Annotated in this window: 21 protein-coding genes; 9 read left to right on the top strand and 12 right to left on the bottom strand. The window is 59.9% G+C overall.

Going from position 1 to position 26,137, the window contains the following annotated elements; genetic code table 11:
* Positions 1 to 5: 5 nt before the first annotated feature.
* From DMX11_RS08425 to DMX11_RS08395, 7 genes are read right to left on the bottom strand one after another with little or no spacing between them, the layout of a single operon-like run.
* Positions 6 to 785, bottom strand: a complete 780-nt coding sequence (locus DMX11_RS08425) for an enoyl-CoA hydratase-related protein (protein WP_256590542.1) — start codon at positions 783 to 785, stop codon at positions 6 to 8.
* On the bottom strand, positions 782 to 1,777 hold the full coding sequence (locus DMX11_RS08420; RefSeq protein WP_110744074.1) for a nitronate monooxygenase family protein: 996 nt from the start codon (positions 1,775 to 1,777) through the stop codon (positions 782 to 784). Before DMX11_RS08420 ends, DMX11_RS08425 begins: the two co-directional genes overlap by 4 nt.
* Positions 1,778 to 2,938: an acetyl-CoA C-acetyltransferase gene (locus tag DMX11_RS08415; RefSeq protein WP_110744073.1), complete on the bottom strand. Its 1,161-nt coding sequence runs from the start codon at positions 2,936 to 2,938 to the stop codon at positions 1,778 to 1,780.
* Positions 2,931 to 3,728, bottom strand: a complete 798-nt coding sequence (locus DMX11_RS08410) for an enoyl-CoA hydratase/isomerase family protein (protein WP_110744072.1) — start codon at positions 3,726 to 3,728, stop codon at positions 2,931 to 2,933. Before DMX11_RS08410 ends, DMX11_RS08415 begins: the two co-directional genes overlap by 8 nt.
* Positions 3,725 to 4,792: a phosphotransferase gene (locus DMX11_RS08405; RefSeq protein ID WP_110744097.1), complete on the bottom strand. Its 1,068-nt coding sequence runs from the start codon at positions 4,790 to 4,792 to the stop codon at positions 3,725 to 3,727. The genes DMX11_RS08410 and DMX11_RS08405 overlap by 4 nt, the downstream gene beginning before the upstream one ends.
* Complete coding sequence (locus tag DMX11_RS08400; protein ID WP_110744071.1) at positions 4,789 to 5,964, bottom strand: acyl-CoA dehydrogenase family protein; 1,176 nt, start codon at positions 5,962 to 5,964, stop codon at positions 4,789 to 4,791. Before DMX11_RS08400 ends, DMX11_RS08405 begins: the two co-directional genes overlap by 4 nt.
* Positions 5,961 to 6,722 carry an SDR family NAD(P)-dependent oxidoreductase gene (locus DMX11_RS08395; protein WP_110744070.1) on the bottom strand — a complete coding sequence of 254 codons (762 nt, stop codon included), beginning with the start codon at positions 6,720 to 6,722 and terminating at the stop codon, positions 5,961 to 5,963. The genes DMX11_RS08400 and DMX11_RS08395 overlap by 4 nt, the downstream gene beginning before the upstream one ends.
* A gap of 237 nt (positions 6,723 to 6,959) precedes the next feature.
* Between DMX11_RS08395 and DMX11_RS08390 the strand changes: the two genes are divergently transcribed.
* The 6 genes from DMX11_RS08390 to DMX11_RS08365 all read left to right on the top strand — a co-directional run bounded on the left by DMX11_RS08390 (position 6,960) and on the right by DMX11_RS08365 (position 15,432).
* The gene (locus DMX11_RS08390) at positions 6,960 to 7,574 is read left to right on the top strand and encodes a TetR/AcrR family transcriptional regulator (protein WP_218278953.1); all 615 of its coding nucleotides are present in this window, start codon (positions 6,960 to 6,962) and stop codon (positions 7,572 to 7,574) included.
* A 50-nt stretch (positions 7,575 to 7,624) separates the two neighbouring features.
* Positions 7,625 to 10,267 (top strand): LuxR C-terminal-related transcriptional regulator, encoded by a 2,643-nt coding sequence (locus tag DMX11_RS08385; RefSeq protein WP_110744068.1) that lies wholly within the window; start codon positions 7,625 to 7,627, stop codon positions 10,265 to 10,267.
* A 208-nt stretch (positions 10,268 to 10,475) separates the two neighbouring features.
* Positions 10,476 to 11,798 carry an MFS transporter gene (locus DMX11_RS08380; protein WP_110744067.1) on the top strand — a complete coding sequence of 441 codons (1,323 nt, stop codon included), beginning with the start codon at positions 10,476 to 10,478 and terminating at the stop codon, positions 11,796 to 11,798.
* Positions 11,799 to 11,894: 96 nt separating this feature from the next.
* The gene (locus tag DMX11_RS08375) at positions 11,895 to 13,142 is read left to right on the top strand and encodes an OprD family porin (protein WP_110744066.1); all 1,248 of its coding nucleotides are present in this window, start codon (positions 11,895 to 11,897) and stop codon (positions 13,140 to 13,142) included.
* Positions 13,143 to 13,185: 43 nt separating this feature from the next.
* Positions 13,186 to 14,325 carry an acyl-CoA dehydrogenase family protein gene (locus DMX11_RS08370; RefSeq protein ID WP_110744065.1) on the top strand — a complete coding sequence of 380 codons (1,140 nt, stop codon included), beginning with the start codon at positions 13,186 to 13,188 and terminating at the stop codon, positions 14,323 to 14,325.
* A gap of 24 nt (positions 14,326 to 14,349) precedes the next feature.
* Positions 14,350 to 15,432, top strand: a complete 1,083-nt coding sequence (locus DMX11_RS08365) for a CaiB/BaiF CoA-transferase family protein (protein ID WP_110744064.1) — start codon at positions 14,350 to 14,352, stop codon at positions 15,430 to 15,432.
* Between the two features lie 135 nt (positions 15,433 to 15,567).
* On the opposite strand, the gene DMX11_RS08360 is transcribed toward DMX11_RS08365, so the two are convergent.
* Both DMX11_RS08360 and DMX11_RS08355 read right to left on the bottom strand, forming a co-directional pair.
* On the bottom strand, positions 15,568 to 16,548 hold the full coding sequence (locus DMX11_RS08360; RefSeq protein WP_256590540.1) for an NADPH:quinone oxidoreductase family protein: 981 nt from the start codon (positions 16,546 to 16,548) through the stop codon (positions 15,568 to 15,570).
* A 42-nt stretch (positions 16,549 to 16,590) separates the two neighbouring features.
* The gene (locus tag DMX11_RS08355) at positions 16,591 to 17,268 is read right to left on the bottom strand and encodes a nitroreductase (RefSeq protein WP_110744063.1); all 678 of its coding nucleotides are present in this window, start codon (positions 17,266 to 17,268) and stop codon (positions 16,591 to 16,593) included.
* Positions 17,269 to 17,360: 92 nt separating this feature from the next.
* Here DMX11_RS08355 and DMX11_RS08350 point away from each other — a divergent pair, with 92 nt between their 5' ends.
* Complete coding sequence (locus tag DMX11_RS08350; protein WP_110744062.1) at positions 17,361 to 18,239, top strand: LysR family transcriptional regulator; 879 nt, start codon at positions 17,361 to 17,363, stop codon at positions 18,237 to 18,239.
* 39 nt (positions 18,240 to 18,278) lie between these two features.
* On the opposite strand, the gene DMX11_RS08345 is transcribed toward DMX11_RS08350, so the two are convergent.
* Both DMX11_RS08345 and DMX11_RS08340 read right to left on the bottom strand, forming a co-directional pair.
* Entirely contained in the window at positions 18,279 to 20,288 is a 2,010-nt protein-coding gene (locus DMX11_RS08345; RefSeq protein ID WP_256590538.1) for a Tat pathway signal sequence domain protein, read from the bottom strand.
* A gap of 16 nt (positions 20,289 to 20,304) precedes the next feature.
* The gene (locus tag DMX11_RS08340; RefSeq protein WP_110744061.1) at positions 20,305 to 21,705 is read right to left on the bottom strand and encodes a PLP-dependent aminotransferase family protein; all 1,401 of its coding nucleotides are present in this window, start codon (positions 21,703 to 21,705) and stop codon (positions 20,305 to 20,307) included.
* Positions 21,706 to 21,934: 229 nt separating this feature from the next.
* Between DMX11_RS08340 and DMX11_RS08335 the strand changes: the two genes are divergently transcribed.
* Positions 21,935 to 23,140 (top strand): benzoate/H(+) symporter BenE family transporter, encoded by a 1,206-nt coding sequence (locus DMX11_RS08335; RefSeq protein WP_110744060.1) that lies wholly within the window; start codon positions 21,935 to 21,937, stop codon positions 23,138 to 23,140.
* 276 nt (positions 23,141 to 23,416) lie between these two features.
* Complete coding sequence (locus tag DMX11_RS08330; RefSeq protein ID WP_158286166.1) at positions 23,417 to 24,667, top strand: amidohydrolase family protein; 1,251 nt, start codon at positions 23,417 to 23,419, stop codon at positions 24,665 to 24,667.
* Positions 24,668 to 24,725: 58 nt separating this feature from the next.
* On the opposite strand, the gene DMX11_RS08325 is transcribed toward DMX11_RS08330, so the two are convergent.
* The gene (locus DMX11_RS08325; protein ID WP_110744058.1) at positions 24,726 to 26,051 is read right to left on the bottom strand and encodes a carbohydrate porin; all 1,326 of its coding nucleotides are present in this window, start codon (positions 26,049 to 26,051) and stop codon (positions 24,726 to 24,728) included.
* Between the last annotated feature and the right edge of the window lie 86 nt (positions 26,052 to 26,137).

Raw genomic sequence — 26,137 nt, 5'->3', positions numbered from 1 at the left:
GTCAATCAGCGCCCAAGCCACCTTGGTGGGCGTTTCTCAGCAAAGGCTTTAGGGCCTTCTACCGCGTCCTGCGAATTGAGCATCGTCTGCACATCTGGGTAATCCCACTGTTCATGCAGAGCCTGCGCCAAAGGCACTTCAAGCCCTCGGAGTACAGTGGCCTTGGTGGCCCGCACCGAGAGCGGGCTGCAGGCCAGAATATCGTCGGCCCAGCGGCGCGCGGCAGCCAGCACATCGCCGTCCACCACCTCGTTCACAAAACCCAGCTGCAGGCCTTCACTGGCGCTCACTCGACGCCCCGTCAGCAACATTCCCATGCTTTGCTTCAAGCCGATCAGGCTGGGCAACCGCTGCATGCCACCGGCGAGGGCAGCGAGCCCGACTTTGGCTTCCGGCAGCGCAAACACCGCATGCTGTGCGGCAACGATGATGTCGCACGCCAATGCCAGTTCAAAGCCGCCGCCCATTGCCACACCATTGACGGCGGCGATCACTGGCTTATTCATGTCAAAACGCCCGGTAAGACCGCCGAAACCGCTTGCCGGTGTGCCCAGGTTGGCATTGGTGGCCTGCTGTTTCAGGTCATGCCCTGCACAGAACGCTTTGCTGCCACTGCCGGTGATAATGGCAACCCACTGATCATCGCTGCGGGCGAAGTCATCAAAGGCGAGCTGAAGCTCTTCATGCGCCCCAAAATTCAGGGCATTGTGCGATTCGGGGCGCTGGAGCGTGATGAGCGTAAGATGCCCCTCATGTACAACATCGATAAACTGGTAATTCATCATGCACTCTCCAGCAGATGATCGAGCATTCCCGCAAGGCGCTTGCGGATGATGTCCTGGGCGTCACTCACCATGCGATCCAGCAATTGCTGACAAGTCGGTACATCGCGGATCAGGCCCTGAATCTGGCCGGCCCAGATCAGCCCGGCATCCAGGTTGCCGGTTTCCAGCGCCTCGCGGCCGCGGGCACCTGAGACGTAGCTGCGGATATCTTCAAAGGTCGCGCCCGGCGCCTTCGAGAGGTCCACGACAGTGTCGGAAACGCTGTTTCGCGCAACGCGCCCAGTATTGTGAAAGCGGCGGAAAATGAGGTTGGTAGCGCGCTCGTCGTTATCCACCAGAAACGCCTTGATCGCGTCATGAATGGGCGCCTCGCGGGTCGCGCAGAAACGCGTCCCCATATTCACGCCCTCTGCACCCAGTGCCATCGCCGCAGCCAGCCCGCGACCATCGCCGATACCGCCGCTGGCAATGATAGGGATACTGACTTGGTCGGCGGTGGCAGGAATCAGGACCAGGCCTGGAATATCATCCTCGCCCGGGTGCCCTGCGCACTCGAAACCGTCGATGGAGATAATGTCAACGCCCATGCGCTGCGCCGAGAGCGCGTGACGCACGGCGGTGCATTTATGGATGACGGTAAGGCCGTGCGCTTTGAAAACCTCGACATGCTCCTGGGGCTTGCTACCCGCGGTTTCGACGATACGCACGCCCGACTCGATGATCGCTTGACGGTATTCGGCGTACGGCGGAGGGTTTACGGAAGGCAGGATCGTCAGGTTAACCGCGAAGGGCTTGTCGGTCATGCTCCTGCAGCGCTCGATCTCCCGACGCAAGTCGTCGGGAGTCGGTTGCGTCAGGGCCGTCAGGGTGCCAAGCCCACCGGCATTGGACACCGCGCTGGCCAGTTCGGCGCGGCCGACCCACATCATGCCGCCCTGAACGATGGGGTGGCGGATGCCCAGGAGCTCTGTGACGCGATTCTTGAAAGCCATTCAGAGCACCTCCAGAATGGTCACATTGCTCACGCCACCACCCTCGCACATCGTTTGCAGGCCGTAGCGCTTGCCGCGCGCCTTCAGCGCATGAATCAAAGTGGTCATCAGCTTGGTTCCGGATGAGCCCAGTGGGTGACCCAAGGCGATGGCGCCGCCGTTCACGTTCAGGCGCTCAGGATCTGCCTCGATCGCATCAAGCCATGCCAAAGGTACGGGGGCAAACGCCTCATTGACTTCATACAGGTCGATGTCCGCGATGTTCATGCCGGCCCGCTTCAAGGCCTTGCGTGTGGTGAAAATTGGCTCTTCGAGCATGATGACCGGATCGCCGGCAGTCACGGTCATGTCGACGATTCGAGCAATGGGCGTCAAACCGTGCAGTTTCAACGCTCGCTCGCTTACGACCAGGACACCTGAGGCACCATCACATACCTGGCTGGCATTCGCCGCGGTGACGACACCGCCTTCGACAAGTGGCTTCACCGCGCCAATGCCTTCAAGCGATGCGTCAAAACGGATACCTTCGTCCACCAGGTGCAGGCCGTCCTCGACCGCCAGGCCAACGATCTCCTGCTGGAACGCTCCTGCGTTGGCCGCCTGCGCAGCCCGCTGATGGCTTTGCAAGGCAAACCGGTCCAGCGTGAGCCGGTCATAGCCGTATTTCTCCGCAAGCATCTGCGCACCGGCAAACTGGCTGAACGTGTCGACTCCGAAGCGCTGCTTGATGCGTTCGCTGAAGGGGCCCACACCCACGCCTTCCTTCTCATGGAACGACATGTTCGAAAACATCGGCACGCGGCTCATGCTCTCCGCGCCACCGGCGATGACGACGTCCTGCACGCCGGACATCACCGCTTGAGCGGCAAACTGGACAGCCTGCTGCGAGCTGCCGCACTGACGATCGATGGTCACTGCCGGAACACTTTGCGGCAACTTCGACGCCAACACCACATTACGGGCGAACGCAAACGCCTGTTCGCCTGCCTGGGTGACACAGCCAAAAATCACATCCTCGACCGCGGCAGGGTCGATGCCTGAACGGTCCACGAGGGCGTTCAGCACTTCGGCTCCCAAGTCCGCCGGGTGCCAACCTGCCAGCTTGCCGTTACGACGGCCACCAGCGGTACGAACGGCTGCAACGATATAGGCATCAGCCATGGCTCACCTCCTTCTTGTTCTTATGGGTCCGCTGCGCAACGAATGCAGCAACTTTGTCACGGACATAGGGTTGGCTCGCGAGCGCAGAGATGCTGCGGGCCTCTTGTTCGAGCTGGGATTCCAGCGAGGTACCATGGGTCTCGAGCAGTAATTGGCGCACCCGGCCAAGGGCCGACACGTTCATCGTCGCGAGACGCTGGGCGACTTCGACGCCTTCAGCCCACAACTGCCCCTCATTGACCACACGCGTGATCAGGCCAGTCACTTGGGCTTGTTCAGCGCTGACACGCTGGTTCAGCAGGATGATTTCCTGGGCTCGACGCAACCCGACCAGCCGGGGCAGCAGCCAACTCAGACCACCGTCTGGGCTCAATCCGATGGCCCCATACGCCGGGGTGAATGACGCGCTCGCTTCGGCAAGAACGATGTCACCCACCAGTGACAGACTCATGCCCGCCCCTGCCGCTGGACCATTGACCAGGACCACCAGTGGTTTTTCCATGCGCATGAGCCTGGAAACCGCCAAATGCAGCGTTCCTGCCAACTCGCTGAGAAAGCCGGCAATACCGTCGCCTGCGGCAACGAAGGCGTCGAGGTCGCCGCCGGCACAAAAGAGTTTTCCGCTCCCGGTCAACACGACGCTACTGACACTCGCGTGCTGATCACAAGTGATTACCGCTTTGAGCAGGGCTTGAGCCATGGGCAAGTCAATGGCGTTGCCTTGTTGCGGTCGGTTCAGGGTGATTGTCGCGACCTGATTGCACACATGCAGCTTGACTGAATCGTTCATCGGCATGCCTCCAGCGCCTTGCGAGCCAGGCTGGCCAGCAAGGGGAAGCTCTTGGCCCGCTCCTGTGCGTGAGCAGAGGCAGCTGTGCCCCGGATCACGCGCCCTTTGATGCCGTGGAAAATCGACGCCATGCGGAAGAAGTTGAACGCAATGTAGAACTCCCAGTCAGGTATCGAGTTTCGCCCTGTGCGTTCGCAGTAAGCCTGCACATAGCGCGACTCGCTGGGGATATTGAGGCTATGCAGATCCGCGCCAGCCAGGCCCGCCACGATTTCAGGTGGCATGCGATACATCATCGCGTGATTGGCAAAATCGGCAAGCGGGTGCCCCAAGGTAGACAGCTCCCAATCCAGCACCGCCACCACCTTAGGCTCAACCGGATGGAAAATCATGTTGTCGCAGCGGAAGTCGCCATGCACGATTCGCGTTTCATCACCGGCCGGGATGTGCTCGGGCAGCCACTGCACGAGCAGGTCCATGTCCGGGTTGCGCCCTGCTGCTTCATCTTCCAGGTACTGGCGGGTCCAGCGACTTATCTGGCGCGAAAAGTAGTTACCTGTCTTGCCATAGGATTCGAGGCCAACCGCAGACGGCTCGATGCTGTGCAGTTTGGCAAGCGTCTGGTTCATCGCCTCGAAATACAGCGGCCGCTCTGCCGCACTGACTTGCGCAAACGTGGCATCCCAGAAGATCCGCCCCTCCACCCTCTCCATCACGTAGAACGGCGTGCCTAGTACCGCAGGATCAGTGCACAGTGCGAAAACCTTCGGCACACTGAAACCAACCGTGGCCAATGCCTGCTGCACCTGCGCTTCCCGCTCGACCGAGTGGGCACCTTTGAGCAGAACCCCAGACGGTTTGCGCCGAAGCACATAGCTGTGGCTTGGCGTGGTGATCTGATAGGTCGGAATGGACTGCCCACCTTTGAACTGCAATACCGTCATCGGCCCCGAGAAGCCTTCCACATTCGCGCGCATCCATCGCGCCAGCGCCTGCTCATCGACCTCCATGTCTGCCCGGACAACGCCAGCACCGGCATTCGCTTGCTGATCGAGCACGTTCATTGTCTGGCCCTCGTCCATTCACGCTTGATCATTTTGGCCAGTGACCACTTATGCACTTCGGTCGGCCCGTCGTAGATACGGAAGGCGCGTATTTCGCGAAAAACTTGCTCGACGATGGTGTCACCGGTAACGCCGCTACCTCCCATCACCTGTACGCAGCGATCCGCCACCCGCATCAATGCCTCGCTCACAGCCACTTTGGTCATCGAACTCTCGTTGCCGCCCGATGCCCCGCTATCCAGTACGCCGGCACACCATTGGATCATCAGCTCGACCTGTTTCAGATCAATCAGGTTCTCCGCCAGGCTGAACCCCATGCCTTCGTGGTCGATCAACAGCTTGCCAAACGCCATCCGGCGGTTGGCATAGTCAGTAGCGATTTCGTTCGCGCGCAGACAGGCGCCATACCAACGCATGCAGTGGGACAATCGGGCCGGGGCAAGCCTGATCTGGGCATAGCGGAACCCCTCACCGGCCTCACCCAACATCTGCTCGGCAGGAACACGTAGGTTGTCCAGCGTGACAACGGCATGCCCGCCAGGCATTGAGCTGTCGATGGTCCGTGGGATGCGCTCGATACGTATCGCAGGATCAGGCAGCGCTACCAGGAACATGCACGCTCCCTCCTGCGCCTTGGCCATCACGATGCCGATCTGAGCACCTTGCGCGCCGGTGATGAACGCTTTTCGCCCATTGATGACCCAATGGGCACCCTCACGGGAACAAGTGGTGCGCATCATCGAGGGATCAGAACCCGCACCACCGTCTTCCGCCGGCTCGGTCATGAAGAACGCTGAGCGCGCGGTTCCGGCCACCAGTGGTGCCAGGAAGCGCTCCTTGAGCAAGTCGCTGCCCACTTTGCCCAGCAAATACATGTTGCCCTCGTCCGGAGCGCAGGTATTGCATGCCAGTGGCCCAAGCGGCGACAACCCGGTGCGTGCCAGAACCAATGCAGTGCCAGCCTGGCTCAGGTGACTGCCGTTGGCCAAGATGTGAGGCGTAAGCACGCCGGCTTGACGGGCCTTTTCGCGGAGCTCCAGAACAAGCTCGTCGGTTGGGCAATCATGATGGTCACGGCGTGGATCCTGCTCATAGGGCACCACTACTTCACGCACGAACCGCTCCACGCGATCAGCAATCGCCGTCGCCAACGGCAGATCGTCGACACTCATCGGGCAGCCATCCGAATTGCGCCGTCCAGGCGAATCACTTCTCCGTTGAGCATTGGATTCTCAACGATTGACTGGACCAATTGGGCGAATTCCTCAGGCTGGCCCAAACGACTGGGGAATGGGACCTGCTGCCCGAGTGACTGCTGAGCCTCTTGCGGTAACGAGGCCAGCAGCGGCGTAAGAAAGATACCGGGAGCGATAGTCATCACCCGGATGCCGTAGCGGGCGAACTCGCGGGCCAGGGGAAGCGTCATGCCCACGATAGCGGCCTTCGAAGCCGCATAGGCCGGCTGACCAATCTGGCCATCGAATGCCGCCACGCTCGCCGTGTTGATGATGACGCCGCGCTCCTCTTCTGCCTGCTCGACCGCGTGCAGCCGCGCAGCGAACTTCGACAATACGTTGAAGCTACCGTTGAGGTTGATGTTGACGATGCGCGCGAAGTCGGCAAGGGCAAGCGCCTTGCCTTCACGGTTGATAGCCTTGGCGGGCGGCCCGATACCTGCGCAGTTCACCAGAATACGCGCTTTGCCATGCACCCCCTCAGCGGTTTCCAGTGCATGCTCGATCGCTTGTTCATCCGTGACGTCGGCCTTGATGAACAGACCACCCGTTGCGCGGGCATGAGCTTGGCCTAGCTCTTCGTTGAGATCGATGATCGCAACCCTCGCTCCAGCCGCCGCCAGCCTCGCCACCACCGCCCCGCCCAGGCCTGAAGCTCCGCCTGTTACCACCGCTGCCACACCATGAATATTCATTCGGGCACATCCCCTGCTTGTTGTTTTGAATTCATGTCACTCATTCAGCGGTCAAAAACCATTTGGTAGACCACCTACTCGTGAGTAGGCTAGAATTCACACTGTGCCGCTGTCAAGGTTGTGCATGATGAAAAATACGAAGTGGCCAACCGCCTTGTGGTTTCCATCAGGTGGCTGCGCTGGTTCGCCTAGCCATGCCGCTTTTTCAGCACTCCAACTCTGACTGGAAAAACAAACGTGACAGAAACTTCCCCATTTCAAACAGCCCAGCAGAAGCAGAACGAGCGCGAAGCCAAGCGCCAAGCCGTGTTGCGCGCTGCTGTGCGTATCTTCAATGAGCGTGGTTTCCATGCCACCCTGCTGGAAGATGTTGCGACCAGCCTGGGCATTTCGAAGCCCACGATCTATCACTACCTCGGTAACAAGGAGCAGGTGTTGCTGCACTGCGTGGTGCATGGTCTGGAACAGCTCATCGAAGCGGCAGAATCGGCCCGGCAGGAACCAGGAACAGGCATTGATCGACTGCGCAACTACCTGAAGCGTTACGCCGAAATCAACATGGATGACTTCGGCCGTTGCGTGATCCGCACCGGGGACGAAGCCTTGTCGGAAGATGGCCGGACCAAATTCAGAGCGCTGAAAAGCCAAATCGACCAGGCCATGCGCGGGCTGATCGAGGAGGCGATCAGAGACGAGTCGATCGCGCCTTGCGACTCCAAAATGCTGGCATTCACATTGGCCGGCGCGCTGAACTGGCCAGCGCGGTGGTTCTCGCCGGACGGTACGCAATCCCGAGAGGAAGTGGCTGCGCAGATGGTCGATTTGCTGACCAAGGGCTTTGCGCCGCGCTGATGGGCTGAACCGAGGGCAGAAACCCGATCCAAGCTGGGAGGCTGTGAATCATGCTCAAACCCAATGCCGATTCAGATCCAGGTTTTGGCGGTCCGGTCCTTCCGCCCGTTCATGTTCGCCGCAACCGTATATTGCCGATGCTGAACCAGGCCGGCGGCACATTCGTGTTGTTGAGCGCTCCTGCGGGTTTCGGAAAATCCACAGCCATGATGCAAGCCTTCGAGCAGCTGTCCACACAAGGCATTGCCAGCGCCTGGCTCACCGCCAGCGCTAGCGACAATGATCTGCCGACCTTTTTGAGCCGGCTGGAAAAAATTGTCAGGTACCTGGATATCGCCCGCCCGGCATGTGACGCCATCACCAGCATGACCACGCACAACGGCCCTTTCGCACTGTTCATCGATGACTTGGAGGCCGTCAACGAAACCGCGGTACTGGAGCTGATAGAAGAAATTGCCCAGCACCTGCCGCGCCGCGCCTACCTGTTCGCAGCCACGCGCATTACGCCTTCGATGGCGCTTTCGCGCTTGCGAGTCGGCGGGCGCCTGACCGAAATCGGTAGTGGTGAGCTGCGCTTTGACCTGGATGAATGCCTCGCCTTGTTCAATGCCCAGTTTCCAGACGGCCACCTTGGGCAGGAGGATCTTGAGTACCTGCACAAGAAAACCGAAGGCTGGGCAGCGGCCTTGTGGCTGGCCTCGATCGCCCTGAGACGCACCGAGTCCCGCATCGATTTCATCGCGCAATTCTCCGGGTCCACCGGCACGGTAGCTCAGTACCTGAGTGAGGTGGTGTTAGCCGAGCAGGACGCCGCTACTCGGCGCTTTCTGCTGCGCATCAGCGTGGTCAAATCCTTCAATGTCGCGCTGTGCAATGCGCTGCACGACGGCGTTGACAGCCGGCAGATGATTGCACGCCTGCATGCCCAGGGCCTGGTCATACCCATCGAATCCATCACCGGCCAATGGCGTTTCCACGCCCTTTTCGCCGAGTTCCTGCGTGACCGACTCGCCAGCGAAGCCCCCGAAAGCCGCGCGGCACTGCATCAGTGCGCCTCTCAGTGGTATCAAGCGCATGGCCAAGCGGTGCTCGCCATCGACCACGCCCTGCTCGGCAATGCCTTCGGGCAGGCGATCAACCTGCTTGAGCAGCACGGGGAAACACTGCTCGAGCAGGGCCGAATGCGGCTTTTGAAACGCTGGTTCAGCGCCTTTTCGCTGCCATTGCTCAAAGCCCACCCTATCCTGCACATGATGTCGATCTGGGCGACAGCGCTGACAGAAGGTGCCCATCTTGCGCATCAGCAGTTGAATAATCTGGATTGGCGGAACAGCTCCGAGCCATGGGTACGTAACCATGGGGCCGCGCTCTATCCCACACTGCTGGGTATGCAGGACCAATGCGAGGAGGCCGTGAACGTTGGGCGACTAGCACTGGAACACATGGAGCCAGGCCACAATTTCGCCAGTGCCACGTTGCTCAATGCCATCGCCCACCAGACCCTGATCATTGGCAACGCACGCGATGCACAACGCATGCTAGATGCTGCGCGGCGCCTGCATGGCGGTGAAAGCCCATTCAATCGCATGTATTCAGAAACGACCGAGGGCTTGATCGACCTGCTGCACGGTCGCCTGCGGCACGCCTCCGCTCGGTTCCGCCTTGCGGTCGATGCGTCCCAGGCCAACTGCAACAAACACGCACATGGCAACGCCTGGGCAGGTGTCCTCTACACGGCAACAGTCTATGAGGCCAATGATCTGGTCAAAACCCGACACCTGGTCAATGTCTATCTGCCACTGGCCCGAGAGGTGGGCATACCCGACCACCTGATTCTCATCTATTTGCTTAAAGCCAGGTCGGCAGTGATCGATCAGGACCTCGACACAGCACTGCGAGCGCTGACAGAACTTGAATACCTGGGGCATGGCCGAAAACTCTCCAGGGTCGTGGCAGCTGCGCAACTGGAGCGAGCCAAAATCCTCCTCATCCAAGGCAAGGCCAACGCTTCGCTCGATGAGCTGGCCAGGGCAGATAATCCGGAGATATGGTCGCGGGAATGTCGGCAGCGTTTGTTAGCGCACGACAGCCACTACCTGCGCTTGGCACGCTTGAGGTGGGAGATTCATTTTGGCGACCCAGTGGCGGCATTGAAACAAGTCGATGCAGACCTGGATGAGGCAGGTACATCAGGCCGTAGACAACGCGCGCTGGTGTTGCAGTTGCTCAAGGCGCTCGCCCTGCACCGATGTGATCATATTCTCGCGGCGCATGCGGTGCTGGAGGACGCCCTGGCCTTTGCCGCGAGTGAAGGCTACCAGCGCACGATCCTTGACGAAGGCCCGCTGTTGGCGAGGGTGATTGCTGAGTTCAAACATGCCTACGAAACTCGCCGGATACGCAACCCTCTGCTGTCGGATTACCTTCGAGGATTACTGGTCGATTTTGGTCCGCTCGTGGACAAACAAGAGGTTGAGCAGCCGAGTGCGGGCTTGGCCGAGCCGCTTACGCGCAAAGAAATCGAAGTGCTGACTTTGCTGACCGAGGGTTGCTCCAATCTGGACCTGGCTGATCGTCTTCACGTGTCCAAAAGCACTGTGCGCACCCACCTTCGCAACATCAACGCCAAGCTTGAAACCACCAGTCGCAATCACGCGCTGGCAGTCGCTCGGCGGCTCGGGCTCGTTTCCTGATGCGGCCGGAAAAATCGTCTCTTGGGACGATTTTTCCTCCCCCTGCACTCCATAGACTGAACGCACGGCGCCCCCCTTCGCGGGCACTTCGCTCTCGCCGCCGGGCCCGCGGCGGCGCGCCTCACTTGCTGTCTCACGGCCTACCGGGTAGGACTAACGGCCCCGGGCACTTAGCAGATCCAACAACAATAACTACAGGGTTTACGCAATGAACGAGCAGAGCACGTCTTTACCCTATGTTGAAAGCAAGGTTCACCCAGGGCGCTGGTACGCATTGGGTTGTCTCATGATTTTCTATGCCGTTTCGATGGTCGACCGGTTCATTCTCTCTGCTGTCGCGCAGCCGGTAACGCAAAGTCTGGGCCTGACCAATACGCAAATGGGGCTGCTCTTGGGCGCAGGCTTTGCCGTGCTCTATGCCGTGGCGGGCATACCGGTCGCTTACCTGATCGACAAGGGCAACCGTGTCAGGATCATTCTCGCTGGCGTGTTGCTGTGGTCCATGATGACTGCTGCCTCGGCATTCACCGTCGACTTCACCACATTGATCATTTGCCGAGCGGGTGTCGCTATCGGTGAAGCCGTGCTCACGCCTGCTGCAATGTCGCTGATCGGTGACATGTTCCAGCGTAAGGAAAGAGCGCTCCCAACCAGCCTATACATGGCAACGGGCAACATAATGGCAACCGGTGCGTTCCTGATTGGCGGCGCCGTGTACCAATATGCCGGTGCTCAGCAGCTGTTTCCAGACATGGAGGCCTGGCGCTTCACTTTACTTGCCGTGAGCCTGCCAGGCTTCCTGATGATTGCACTGTTCGCCTTCACCGTTCGCGAGCCCGCACGCGTTGAGTCGCACCCGGCCGAAAGTACTGCTGTTGGGCGAGACGCGCTGGTGCCGTTCCTGAACGACCACAAAAGCATGTTCATCCCGTTTTTCATTGCCGTGGGGATGATTTCTTCCCTTACGCTGGGGGTGATCTCCTGGGCGCCGACCCTGCTGGTGCGACTGCATGACCTGACGGCGTCACATGCAAGCTTTGTGTTCGGCTCGGTAGGCCTGCCGACGTCTGTGTTGGGTACGTTGTGCCTGCCTTGGCTCGCTACCAAGGTTCAGAAGGCCGGCCGCCAGGATGGCATCTTGCTGGTGCTTCTGCTCTGCATCGCGATCCCGGTTCCAGCCATCATCGCAGGCCTTCTGCTCGACCAGTACTGGCTCCTTGTCGCTGCGTTCGGGTGCTGCATGATGTTTCTTCCCAGCATCTCGGTGATGACATGCCTGGGCATGCAGTTGATCAGCCCTTCCCGCCTCAGGGCGCGGACCGTAGCCGTGAACCTGTTGGTCATCAACCTGTTCGGTTACACCGTCGGGCCTTTCCTTAGCGGCCTGCTTGCCGATCGGGTGTTCACCGGACCTACCGCCATCGCCTCTGCACTGGCCACCATGGCAGCGATCATCGGCCCCGTTGCATTCCTGGGTTTCCTGTTCGCGCGGCGAAATTTCGGCCTGATGATGAGTGCTCAAAGAGACTGACACGGCGCCCTCCCATGGTCGTCGTGATGACCATGACCTCCACACAAGAATAAATATTGGAGTGTTCACATGAGTTTCCGAACAGCAGCTTTGCTGATGTCCACACTACCCCTGTCACTCGCTGCCGAGGCTCAGAGCAGTTTCTTCACCGACAGCAGTGCCAGCGTGCTTTTGCACAACTACTACATGGATCGGGACTACAAAGACCCACAAAACCCTGCGCTCAAGCGTGAGTTGCGTGAGTGGGCGCAAGGCGTCACCGTCGACTTCAAATCCGGTTATACGCAAGGCCCGATTGGCTTTGGCCTCGATCTCAGCAGCATGACGGGCATCAAACTGGACTCCGCCCCTCATCGCGCCGGTACGCAGTTGCTACCGGTCGATTCCAAGGGGCGAGCCGAAGACGATTTCAGCACTTTCGGCGGTATTGCCAAGATGCGCTTCGCCAAGTCCAAGCTCAATCATGGACGGATGGTGCTCCTGCTACCCGTCGCCTACTCGAGCCCCGGACGGTTGCTGCCTCAGACCTTCCAGGGCACCACGTTTCAGTCAGAGGACATCGACAAGCTCACCTTGCTGGGCGGGTACCTGGATCGCATCAAGTTTCGTGACTCGAGCAACTATGAAAATATTCGTGTGACAGCCCAGAACGGTCGCTTCCTCGATGTCGACTCAAGCGGTTTCAGCTACGTCGGGGGCAAATACAATGTCGCGCCCAATTTCACTGCCAGCTACTACCACGCCACGCTCAACGACATCTATCGCCAGGATTATGTATGGCTGGTCCATGACCTACCCTTGGGCCCCGGCAGTTTGAAAACCGATTTCCGCTGGGTGAAATCGACGGAGGATGGCGCCGCCAAGGCCGGCAAGGTGGATAACGACAACTACGGCGTGGTGTTCCGCTACGCCTTGGGCGGCCACACCTTCAGCACCGGCTACATGGCCCTGTTCGGTGACACCGCCCAGCCTTACATGGGGCGCAGTGAGCCGTCTCCCACCGTGGAGGGGGCGATTGCCACCGACTTCCTCAATACGAAGGAGCGCACGTGGCAGGTCCGTTACGACTACAACTTCGCTGCGGCTGGCATACCTGGGCTTACCGCCATGCTTTGGCACATGCGCGGTGACAACATCGAACTTCCCGAGCGTATGGGGGGCAGCGGCCTGTCTGAACGTGAAAGCCAGGCGCAAATAGCCTATGTCATTCAATCAGGCCCCCTCCAGGGCCTGGGCTTCAAGGTCCGTCATGCATGGTACCGCAACAACTTTACCCAAGCGGCCACGTTCCGTGACAACAACGATCTCCGGGTAAACGTGCTTTATACCTGGAAGCTCTGGTGAACCAATATGGGGGCAGCGCTGCCCCCGCTTTAGGGAGGCGCTAATGCAACGTCTGGGCTTTTGCACCGAACATGACATCTTCCGTGAGGCCTATCGGGCTTTCCTGCAAAAAGAGGTTCAACCGAACAAGCAGGCCTGGCGCCAAGCCGGCATCGTGCCTCGAGAGATGTTTCAAAAGATGGGCGCACTGGGTTTCCTGCTGGTGTGGGCCGATGAAGAGCACGGCGGGCTCGGCCTGTGGGACTTCCGTTATCAACAGATCATGATTGAGGAGGACAATCGCTTCGGTGAGGTGGGTTTCTACCATACCCTGCACAGTCGCTTGGTGGCGCCCTACATCACACACTTCGGTAACGCCGCACAGCAGCAACGTTGGCTGCCCCGTTGCGCGACCGGGGAGACCATCCTCGCGATCGCCATGACGGAGCCGGACGCGGGCAGCGACTTGGCGGGCATGAAAACCCGCGCGCAGGAACGCAGCGATCATTGGCTGCTCAATGGCGCCAAGACCTACATATCCAACGGTATCAATGGGGACGTGGTACTCGTGGCGGCCAAGACCAACCCTGAGAACCCCCGGCAGATCGGGCTGTTCCTGGTTGAGCGGGGCATGCCAGGGTTCGAGCGCGGGCGCCAACTGGAGAAGATGGGGCTGCACGCTCAAGACACTGCAGAGCTGTTTTTCAACGAGGTGCGGGTACCCAAGGAAAACGTCCTGGGCGACAGCGCCCTGGGCCTTCAGTACCTGAAGGCCTCGCTGGTCGAAGAACGGCTGATCTCGGCGGTAGGTTCATTGGCCAATGCCCAGTGCGGCTTCGCCCTGACACGGGATTACGTCAATGAACGACGCGCATTCGGCAAAAAAATTGCCGATTTCCAGAACACCCGTTTCACCCTCGCTGACTTGGCAGCTGACCTGGAAGTGGCGCAAGTCTATGTCGACCGCTGCGTCGATCTTCACAATGCCGGCGAGCTTTCGGCCCACTCGGCGGCAAAGGCCAAGCTCGTTACCAGCGAGCTGGAAGCCCGAGTAATGGATGCGGGCGTGCAATTGCACGGTGGCGCCGGCTACATGCAGGAGTACGAGATCTGTCAGCGCTTCCTGGACGCTCGGGTGTCCAGAATATTTGCAGGAAGCTCGGAAATCATGAAAGAAATCATCGCCCGCTCAGTGCTGGGTTGAATGCATCAGCGTGCCGGAGGAGCCATGGGCCCACTGCAAGGTATCAAGGTTGTAGAAATGTCGGGAATCGGGCCAGCACCCTTTTGTGCGATGGTTCTGGCGGATTACGGCGCCGACGTCATCCGCATTGTAAGGCCCGGTACGGCTGTTGATCACCGGGATGTACTCAGCCGAAACCGGCCTAGCGTAGAGCTGGATATTTCTACTGCACAAGGCCAGGCGGCCATACTCGATCTGGTCGAGCAAGCCGACCTTTTGATCGAGGGTTTCCGGCCGGGAGTGATGGAAAGGAACGGTTTGGGCCCCACCCAGTGTCATGCCCGTAACCCAAGACTGATCTATGGCCGCATGACAGGCTGGGGGCAATTCGGCCCACTGGCCCAGGCAGCCGGTCACGACATCAACTACATCGCGATCACGGGTGCATTGCACAGCATTGGTCGGCGCGATGAGACACCCCCGCCTCCGATCAACTTCGTGGGCGACTTCGGTGGCGGCGGCATGCTGCTACTGGTGGGGCTATTGGCCGCCCTGCATGAGGTCAAGCATTCGGGGGTAGGTCAGGTCATCGATGCCGCCATGAGCGATGGCACCTCCCTTTTAGCGGCCTTCATACACGGCCTGAAAGCCCAAGGCCATTGGACCAACGAGCGCGGCAGCAACCTGCTGGATGGCGCCGCCCCGTTCTACGATACCTACCGCTGCGCTGATGGGCGTTTCATCGCGCTGGGTGCCATCGAACCCAAGTTCTATCAAGAGCTGCGCGACCGATGTGGGCTAGAGGGCAGCTTGTTCGACGAGCAGATGGACCAGGCGTCCTGGGTGTCACAGAAGCAAGCCCTCAGCGGTATCATCGCCTCGCGCACCCGTGATGAATGGTGCGCCCTACTGGAAGGAACCGATGCCTGCTTCGCGCCGGTACTCGACTGGGAGGAAGCACCCGAGCATGCACACAATCGGGCCCGCGAAACCTTCGTCAGAGTGGAAGAAGTGTTGCACCCCGCGCCGGCGCCAAGGTTCTCACGCACAGCACCAGGCGTGCCTGAAGCACCGCATTCGATGTCGCTGGCACAGGTCATGGATCGCTGGGCTGCCAACCGCGGTTGATCGCAGGAGCCTGGGCGCCGTTCCCTGGCACCCGGGCTAGCCGCCCTGCCCGGCTGCTATCCTGCAAGCACAAACAAAGGGGGCGCCTGATCGGCGCCCCCTTTGACGTTTACAGCCAGCGTTGAAGCTCGAAGCTCAAACCGCTGAAACCTGGATAATGGTTTTCCCCAGCCCCTTGCCACTCAGCGCGTACTCAAGCGCTTGGGCATATTCGCCGAAACCGAAGACCTTGCCGATTGGCGGTTTCAGCTTGCCCTGCGCCACCCAACCGAGCAGTTGCTGCAAATGCTGTTCGCTTTTGTCCGGTTCGAAGATTCCGAACTGACGGACGTCGACCCCCACCAGCGAAGCGCCTTTGAGCAGCGGTAAGTTTGCCCGCAAGGCAGGAATCGGGCCACCGGCAAAACCTACGACCAGGTGCCTTCCACCCCAGGTCAACGAACGGAATGCGGGCTCGAAAAGCGGACCGCAAACCGGGTCGAACACCACATTCGGGCCTTTCTGGTCACACAATTCCTTTATCAGTTCACGGAAGTTCTCCGCTGCCGAATCAATAACGTGATCGGCACCCATTTGCGTGGCAAACGCACGCTTTTCAGCGCTGGAGGCGACGGCAATCACTCTGGCGCCAAGGCATTTGGCCACCTGAATCGCGGCCGAACCTACGCCGCCCGCTGCGCCTATCACCAGCACGGTTTCACCCGGCTGCAGGTTGCCACGATCACGCAGGGCATGGAGAACGGTGACATAGTTGATCTTGAAGCCGGCTGCCTGGGCGAAGTCCATGCCGGCCGGGATTCTTGTGACTTTAGTGGCACTGGCGGTTGCCAGCTCAGCGAAACCGCCGTGAATCTGCGTGATCACCCGATCACCAACCTGCAGATCGGCTACCCCCTCCCCAATCCCTACTACCTCGCCACTGATCTCTTGACCTGGCACATGCGGAACCGGTGGCCGGACCTGGTACTTACCCAATGACTCCAGCGCATCGACATACCCGATCCCGCAGCTTGCGACCTTTATCAACACCTCACCCGCGCCAGGTGCAGGGTCGGGGACATCCACCATCTTGTAATTGGAAATCGAATCCAGATCATGGGTTTCAACACGCTTCATGTGAATCTCCAGTTGATGCAAGCGGTAGGTATGTCGATGCAATCAAGCAAAGCCCCGGAACTCGACCACGGCTTCGAGCGGTTCACGCTCGGTGCGCAGGGCGTTGATAGGGTGATCAGCGTCGGCATAGCCAACGGCTATGCCGCAGAACAGCATCAGCTCAGCGGGCAACTCGAGTTGGCGCTGCACCGTCTGATGAACCAGCGTCCAGCAGGCTTGCGCACAGGTAGCCAGCCCTCGTTCGTGAGCCAATAGCATCAGGGTTTGCAGAAACATGCCCAGGTCCGCCCACTGGGCGCTTCCCATGCTCCTATCCACGGCCAGGATCATTCCGACCGGGGCATCGAAGAAGGTGAAGTTGCGGGCAAACTGCTGGGCGCGGCCGGCGCGGTCATCTCTAAGCACATTCAAGGTGGCGTAGAGGTCCTCAGCGCATTTTGCGCGGCGCGCCTGGAAGTGCGCTTTGAGGTCGTCTGGGTAGATGGGGTAGCCCATGCCTTCGCCACGTGGGCTCGCCTTCAGCGTCACCGCAACCTCGCTCTTCAGCTGGGCCAGGTTGTGGCCGGTCAGCACGTAAAGTTTCCAGGGCTGCAAATTGCCGCTTGAGGGCGAATAGCGCGCAGCCTCTATGATCTCGCGCAGCAGCGACTCTTCAACACCCCGGGATAGAAACGCCCGGGTCGAATGCCGGCTTTTTACCGCGTGCGTTACCGCTGACATATCTCACTCCTCACACAAGTCATTGCTCATCGTATCCTTGCGATTTTCGGATTAGAATAACCATCTTGCGATTTCACTTATGCGTAAATTCGATGAATACTCCCTCTCTCGCTGACGTTGAAGCCTTTCTTGCCGTAGCCGGCTGCAACAGCTTTGTTCTCGCTGCACGAGAACTTGGAGTCGCACAATCAACAGTCAGCCGACGAATCTCCAACCTGGAGGCACGACTTGGGCGCCAACTGGTGCTCAGAACGACTCGCAAGGTCGCGTTGACCGACTCAGGATTGACCTATGCATCTGATTTGCGCGACGTGATGGCACGCCTCAACTCGGCCGATACGCGTTTGCAAAGCGGCCTGTCCAAGCCAGAAGGCGTTTTGCGTGTGACCATGCCGACGTCATTTGGACGCACATTCGTGCTGCCGCGCATCGCCACGCTGTCCACCCAATATCCCGACCTGCGCTTCGAGGTCGATTTGTCTGATCGCTACGTTGACCTGCTGGATGGTGAATATGATGTCGCCATTCGCTTGGCTTCGCCGGCTCAGTCCGGCGTCAGGTACGACAAGGTCGCGAGCTTCGGATTGGCGCTCTGTGCTTCGCCCGCTTACTTCGAACGCAACCCTGCGCCCAAAGACCTGGCAGAGCTCAGTGCTCATGCCTGCCTGGCGCAGCGGGTTTACGCCCCGGTGATCAGCTTCCCGGTCACATGGCGGAAAAAGCGAACGGCTCTGCAGATCAACCCGGTAATCAGCGTCAATGATTCCACTTCGCTTCGCGCCTTGGCCTTGGCGGGAGCAGGATTAGCGGTACTCCCGCTGTACCTGATCGAGCAGGATCTCAAGGCCGGGTCGTTGGTAAACGCGCTCCCCGGTCTTGAATTCGCCCAGTACGAAGTATTTGCCGCCTACCTCAGGCACCGCCGGGAATCCGAGAAGGTCAAAGTGCTGCTTCAGGCACTGTCGACTTGACCTGCACAGCAGCGCTTGGCGACCGCGGGGGATCGCCCGTCACTGCACCACTACTCGGAGCCGATCCAGATTCCGTACCAAGGCGAACGGTGTCTGCGCATTGCCCTGCCGTTGCGTGGTTACGCGCAGTACCGGGTAGTAGGTACCTGGGGTCGTATAGCGCACCACCTTGCGGACCTGAAAATCGCCGTCAGGTAGGTGTTTCAGGCCAGATCTGGCGAAAGGGCCCTCGCTGGTAGCACTCCACTCGACCGCAACCACCTTGCCCACATTGGCAGGCAGGGAGATCTTGCCTGTGAGAGTAACCGGCTCGCCGCTGCGGACGTGAACGACCTTCTTGCCCGCAGTGGTGAGATCGACGCTGGCCTGGATACCGCCCCGCAGGGCCCCGGCCCGAGCGATCTCGACCTGGCCATTGGCGATGTTGTAGCGGGTCGTGGGTGAGGGTGGCTTACCCGCTTCCACCCAATGGCTCAGATCCCTCAAGGCTTGCTGAAGTATGCCGACGTAGCTGACCAACACCACATCGTTGCTCTTGCCAGAGATGATCACGGAGCCATCGGCATGGTTGGCGTTTTCGTTGTACCACAGCCTGAAGTTGTTTTCGAACCGAGGACCAAGCGCAGTCTTGACGCGTTGTGCGTACCAGTCACCATCCCAGGGAAACGCGTCAAGATCGAGTAGATTGCCAATGACGATCATTCTACCCGCAAAGCGCCCGGTGAACTGACCGCCGCCGGAAGCGCCATCGCCGATGACAGGGCCGACCAGCAGCGGGCGCTGGGGGTAGATCGCAGTACCGTCCGAGCGGCGAAATTGATCCCATACATGAAAGTCCCGTTCGCTGGGCACTTGGTAGCGGTGATAGGCGGTCAGCGCCAGCGACGCGCTGTTATCGATCTCGAGCATTGCCGCGCGCGTTACCGCATCGCCGACCTGGATAAGGCTCTGGGGGTCGATCGTGAAGGTTTTGCGGGAAGGATCCAGCACGCCTTTGACACTACCAAGGGATGAGCCGGCAGAGTCGAGCAATGTATAGGCGAGGTCTGTAACGGAGGTTCTTTCTGGCACGTGCTCAAGGTGAAGCACCTGCGGCGTGCTCGCCTCGACACTCAGCGACGTCTTCATGCTGACTCTCGCCGACCGGAAGATATCGCCCAGCCTTGAGTGCTCGGTGCCGAGATAACCCGGCCGCCGCCAAAAGTCGTGCGTGTACTCAGGGTCCAACGCTTGAACCGTGTCGGCGAAACCCATCAGCCCCTGCGCGTCGTCCAGCCCGAGCAGATAAGACGGCGTCGTCCAGCCTTTGAGTGGGACCCCCATAGCCGTCACTTCGCGCAGAATGGCCTGCTCCGTAGCATCGAGCCCTGAGTATGGATCGCCGCTACCGCCAGGCATCATGGCATCCTGAATTTGCGCGGCTTTATCCGCCAACACCACCCGTGCAAACGCCCGCACGAAAAAATTGACCGGGATCGAAGTTGGAGTCCCTATGACGAAAGGAACTGCGCCGTCCCAGACGCCCTGGCTGTTCTCCATCGCGGCAATGGTCTGATAGGACCCGCCGCTGCCGCCGGTGATGTAGCCGTAAATCTGGCGGCCAGGCGCCTGGTAGTAGTCTTGCGCAAGGGCTCTGGCCAGTTTTGCCGCAGCGGCATCTGCGCGATAGCCAGTGGTATGGCCGGTAGCGACGGTATACGCACCGTCTTCGTTGGCAAATGCCAGCGTAGCTTCGGGTATTTCACCATTGGACATGGGATAGACGCTTTGATAAAAGCGCCCACGCCACTGGGCTTTCGGCGGGAAGTAAATACTGAAGGTGGCTTCAGTACCTTTGAAATGTCCAGTGATCTTGACCATGTTCGCCGGTTGCTTTATCGAGGTTCTGGCATCGATAACCGGCTGGCCGAATTGTGGATCTACGCAGCTGGCGCTGATGAACAGCGGCGCACCCGACGCGGGTGCCTTGCACACCTCGCTCGAGTGCGCATTTGCGCACACAGCGAGGCACAGCATGAGAAGAACGGGCTTACGGCTTGAGGTCTTCACGCGAGGTCCATGCGGGCTAGTAGAAAAGTTTAGGATCGTTAGTCTCCAACAAGCTCACCAGCTTGGTCAGTGCAAAGCGAAGCTCCGACTGGTTGGTGGGTGACATCAGCACGATCCTCACGGCTGAGACGTCATCAGATCCTCCAGCCTCGAACTGGTTCGCGCTCATGACCAGTACACCATTGGCACGCGCTAGCGTGGCGAACTCATCGCTGCCCCAAGGTGCCGGGAGCTTAAGCCAAGCGTGGTAGCTGAAAGGCTGGCCAATCAACTCCCAGCGCTGGAAAACGTCGCGGGCAATCGCTTGCCGGGCTGCGGCCTCAGCCCTGTGCCGCGCAATGATTTCGGCATGCAAACCCGTGTTCAGAACATGACTGGCAATGTGTGCGGTCAGCGGCGAAGGCATCCACACCGTGCTACGAACCATCGCCGTCAAGCGTGGCAATAAACGCGCGGGGCTGTACAGGTAGCCGATGCGCAATGCCGGAAGAACCGACTTGGAAAGGCTGGTCAAATAGATGGAGCGCTCAGGAGCGAAAGTAGACAGCGGACGAATATCATCGTCAGTGGCGAGGAAACCATAGATATCGTCGTCCAGGATCAGAAAGTCGAACTCCCGCGCGATCGCCGCAATCTCTGCCCTTCGGGCATTGGGCATGATTGCGGTGGTAGGATTCTGGCAAGTGGCGACGCAAACCAGCATCGCCGGGCGCTCTCGCTTACAAATGTCACGCAGGGCCTGCGGAATGATCCCGTACTCATCCATGGGAACGCCTGCCAATCGGCGCCCGGTGCCATGCACCACCGAAATGATCCCGGGATAGCAGAGCGACTCGCACAGCACCAGGTCCTGATGACGGGTAAGCGCGCTGATCGCAACCATCAGCCCATGCTGGGCGCCGCTGGTCAGTACTACCTGCTGCCACTCTGCATCCGGAATCCATTGACTCAACCAGGCAGCGGCCGCCTGCCGGTGCAGCGGATGCCCTCCATCGGGCACGTAATCCAGGGCTGGACCAAGGTCATCACCTTGGGACAATTCTGCGAAGGCTGAACGGAGCCACGGTTCCTGGAATGTGCTCTGAGGTTTGATGATCGACAGGTCGAGCACTCCTGAGCGTAGAACGCCGCTCTGACCCGAACCGGGTATCGCCACAGGGAGTTCAGCCTCTGGGGCGCCCTCCCCCAGCACATAAGTGCCTCGCCCCACTTCTCCGTGGGTGAGCCCCCGCCGCGACGCTTCGGTATAGGCGCGGCTGACGGTGCCCGGGGTTATATCCAGGGCGGTGGCAAGCTCGCGCAAAGTCGGCAGTCGGTCGCCCCTTCTCAGTTGGCCGCGAGCAATGTCTTTGCCGAGCGCATCGACGATCGCGAGGTATACCGGTTGATTGTGCTCACTGAGGTGGGGGACCCACATAGTCTTTTGCCCTTGAGTCAAAGGAGCACAGATATTACACCAGTGGCCGACGAGCAGAGCGCATCAATTTGCACGGCCCCTTGAGCCTGCCTCCGCAACCAGGCGTGGTACGTTCCGCACCTTCCATCCGGCGCAGTAAATGTAACTTGATTTGTCTTAGTGACACATATTAGATTAATTGAACTGACTCAATATGAATCGATTGATTCGATCAAGATAGAGGTATGCGATGCCGGCAATCAGACAAGATCTATCCCTCTCGGCGGTAATTTCAGGTTTCGTGGCCATGCTTGTGTCGTACGCTGGGCCGTTGGTGATCGTGTTTCAAGCGGCGCACCAGGCGCACCTGCCCAACGACATCATCGGCTCTTGGATATGGGCCATCTCAATCGGCAGCGGCGTCACAGGAGTAGTGCTCAGCTATTGGCTCAAGGTACCGGTGATCACAGCATGGTCGACGCCTGGCGCTGCATTGCTGGTTTCGACGCTGCCGGGTATCACGCTGGCGCAGGCCATTGGTGCCTACCTCGTATCTGCAGCCCTGATCGCTGCAATTGCGTTGAGCGGTGCATTCGATCGGCTCATGAATCGACTCCCCAAGGCAATTGCCTCGGCCATGCTGGCGGGGATCCTGTTCCGCTTTGGCGCAGACCTGTTCGGCTCGCTCAACACGCAACCTGTGCTGGTGCTGGCCATGCTCGCCGCCTACCTGTGCTTCAAACGGATCAACCCCCGCTATGCGGTGCTGTCAGTACTGCTCGTTGGTTGTATCGTCGCCGCTTGCCTCGGTCAGTTGCACACTGGCGACTGGGTGCTTGAAGCATCGGTACCGGTGTGGACCACCCCTGAGTGGAACTGGCAGGTGATCATCAGCGTGGGCCTCCCTCTTGCGCTGGTCTCTCTGACAGGGCAGTCGGTACCGGGTATTGCAGTGTTGCGTAGCGCAGGCTACGGAACTCCGGCTCGGCCGATGGTCGCGCTCACTGCACTCGGCTCCTTGCTGATGGCACCGTTCGGTGCCCATGGCGTCAATCTGGCCGCCATCACCGCTGCAATCTGTACTGGACCCGAAGCCCACGAGAATCCAGGCAAACGCTACGTGGCCGGTATCGCCTGCGGGGTGTTCTACATTCTGGTGGGCACATTCGGTGCGACGCTGGCCGTGGTGTTCGGGGCGCTGCCGAAAGCGTTGATCGCAACACTGGCGGGCCTTGCTCTGTTCGGCGCCATCGCCAACGGCTTATCGGGTGCCATGGCAGATGAGAAGCAACGCGAAGCAGCCCTGATCACCTTCCTGGTGACCGCTTCTGGCATGAGCTTCCTGGGGCTCGCTGCAGCCTTCTGGGGAATCGTTTTCGGCATCGCAGCCTACGCGGGGCTCAACATGAACCTCGCGCGCAACAATGCCCCGACTCTTGAGCGCCCCACACGTTGACGCAGCAGCGGCGCAGCCAAGGGCCATTGCAGTTCTACGACGTGGCATCACACTGAACGAACTCTTGGCCTACCCTCCATGTCGCAGGTAGGAACGTTCGCCCCGAACGTGGTAGGCAACAGACTCCAGGAGGACAGCTTCATGGCCATTGATCGCCGCACACTGCTACGACTCGGTTCGCTAGCCGGGGCCAGTTTGATGCTCCCAGCCCAGGCCAGCACCCCTTCTCCAGAGCGCGCTGGCCGGCTGCTGATTCGCAACGCCACGGTGATTACCATGGATCCGGCGCTGGGCGACATGAACAATACCGACGTGTTGATAGAGCACGACACCATCCGCCAGATCGGCAAGGGGCTGGTCGCCAGTCAAGCGCAGGTAATCGACGCGACGGACATGATCCTGATCCCAGGGCTCATCGATACCCACTGGCATTTGTGGAATAGCTTGCTGCGCAATAGCGCGCCAGTTCCGGGCGGGCCTGCCTTCTTCGTCACCCAGCAAGCCACCAGCAAGCGCTTCACCCCTGCCCTCACCGAGCTCAGCATTCGGCTCGGGCTGGCCGAGGCCACTCATGCAGGCATCACCACGGTGAACAGCTGGGCGCACAATATTCGCGATCCCGACTTCGCCCAGGCTGAGTTGCGCGCCCTCTCCTCCAGCGGTTTGCGGGCGCGGCTGTGGTACGGCTATGCGCAAGACTTGCCGGCCACGGGTGCGATGGACTTCAAGGATATCGAGCGTGTGCAGTCCCAACTGAAGACCCCCGCTCACCGGCGCATCGATCTTGGGTTGGCTATCCGTGGTCCCGAACGCACCGAAGCGCCGATCTGGGAAGCAGAGTTTGCATTTGCCAAAGCCCATGGTCTGCCTGTATCCACCCATATTGCCGTCAGCCGCCAGATGCAGGAGAAAAAGGCTATCCAACAACTGGCTGGCCGGGGCCTGTTGAGCTCGTCCGTGCAACTGGTGCACGCCACCCACGCCGATGAACAAGACTTGGCCAGCATCGCGCAGGCGGGCGCCACGGTGTGCATCACACCCTTGACGGAAATGCGTGTGGGCTACGGGCTGCCGCCCGTGGCAGCGCTGCATCGCGCGAAACTACCGATCACGCTCGGCATCGACACGTTGGTGCTAGGGGGCAATGCCAACCCGTTCATGCTCATGCAGACCTGCCTCAACCTGGCTATTGGCACTTCTGGTGATGAGCAACTGATGACCGCCAAGGATGTGCTGCATTGGGCCACACAGGGGGCTGCGCTCGCCATGGGCATCGGCCAGGAAACAGGTTCGATCACTGTGGGCAAGCGCGCCGACCTGGCGCTGATCGACACCCGCAGGCTGGGCATCTTCCCAGTCAACGACCCCGTGGCGTGCATCGTTCAGTCGGCGACTCCAGCAGACGTCGACACCGTGATCGCCGACGGCCGTATCGTCAAACGTGGGGGCCAACTCATCGGGATCGATACAGCCACGCTCCGCAGCCAAGCCCTGGCTGCGGCACGGCACTTGTTGCAGCAAGGCTGACCCGCTTGCAAGCAGGGCAAGGCTTGTGCCTTGCCCTGCGCACGTACCACCTCTGCACTCAGAAGCTCGCTTGCACCTTCAAACCGCCTACCCAGGCATCGTCAACCTGTTTCACCCCGCCTGGGTGACGCACAAACTGCAGGTTCGGCCGCACCGTCAGCCAATCGGCTAGATGGATGCCATAGTTCAGCTCGGCGTTGTACTCGGTTTCCTGGACCGGCAGATAGTCGGGGTTGTCGTAGTCATCGATCCCGTTGACCTGATTGGTCAGCGCCGCATTCTTTCGGTAGGCCGCGTTCACATGGACTTCCGATAGAGCCAGGCCGACATCGTCCTTTGGCCGTGCATCGAATGGGCCCTTGTAGATAGCGCCCACAGACAGGTAGTGATCGACCTTGCTGGTCTTACGGTCATGGGCCGTGCCCATTGCAAAAACGGTCAGCCCGCGTGAAGCATCGCCAGCGTGCTGGGTTACCTGCTGCATGGCACCCAGCCACACGCCGTGCTTGCTCGATGCGCTGCGATAGGCTGCTCCGCTGATTACAGCAGGCTGGCCACGGCTGTCCTTGAGCACATCCTTGGCGTTGGACGTACTGTAGTAATAACCGGCACGGTATTCACCCGGTAGGCCGTCAATGCGCGGCTGCCATACCAGTTCCACCGGCAGCACTGCGCCCTCGGTGCCACTGCCACTGAGCTTGAAGCCATTGTCGTTCTGAGTGTTCGACGGGTTTTGCTCGTACGCGCCGATTTGCGCGAACAGCTCGGCACTGAGCTGGTACTTGACCCGCAGCGCCCACTGGGTGATCGGCCAGTTGTACCAGATGCCACCCCAGTTCCCGACCTGCGAGCCGCAAAAAGTCAGGTTCTGAAAGTTGCAATCAAAGCTGTTGAAGTCCTCACCCTCACCGAAGCGCCCAGCCTTGATGTCCAGGTGCCGATCGAAGAACGCTTGCTGGTAGTACAGCTGGGTCATGCGCCAGTGCGAGCCACGGCCCCAGACTTCCTGCGACGAGCTGAGCGTACCGGTGCGGGGGTCGCCAACGCGGTCGTTGGAAATGTTGTCGCCATTGCGGTTGGCCACGGTCAGCTGGAAGCGCGCGTCGTGCCAGCCCAGCAGTTTCTCCAGGTCGAAATGGGCGCCCAGGGAGTATTGGTCGCTGTAGCGGGCAGTACGGTCGTTGTTGTACCCGCCACCAAGATTGGCACCGATTTCGCCGACATAAGCGAATTCGAAATTCACGCCCTGCTGGGCCAGGTCGCTGCGGGCGCCATTCCAGTCGCCCAGCGCCCAAGGGGAATCGCTGGCAAAAGGCTCTGCAGCGTGAACGGTCGGGGCGCAGGCCAAAGCGGCAAGCAAGACGCGCTGTTTGAAAATGGACATTGATGGTTCTCTTTGTTATTGGATGCTGCCTGTTGCGGCTCTCGCCGCCGAAGGGCCGGCGGACACAGGTGGTGCACAGGGCCAAT

The sequence above is a fragment of the Pseudomonas sp. LB-090624 genome (genome assembly GCF_003205205.1).
Lineage (GTDB): Bacteria > Pseudomonadota > Gammaproteobacteria > Pseudomonadales > Pseudomonadaceae > Aquipseudomonas.
Note: the sequence above shows the minus strand (reverse complement) of the source record. Positions and strands in the feature narration are given on the sequence as shown.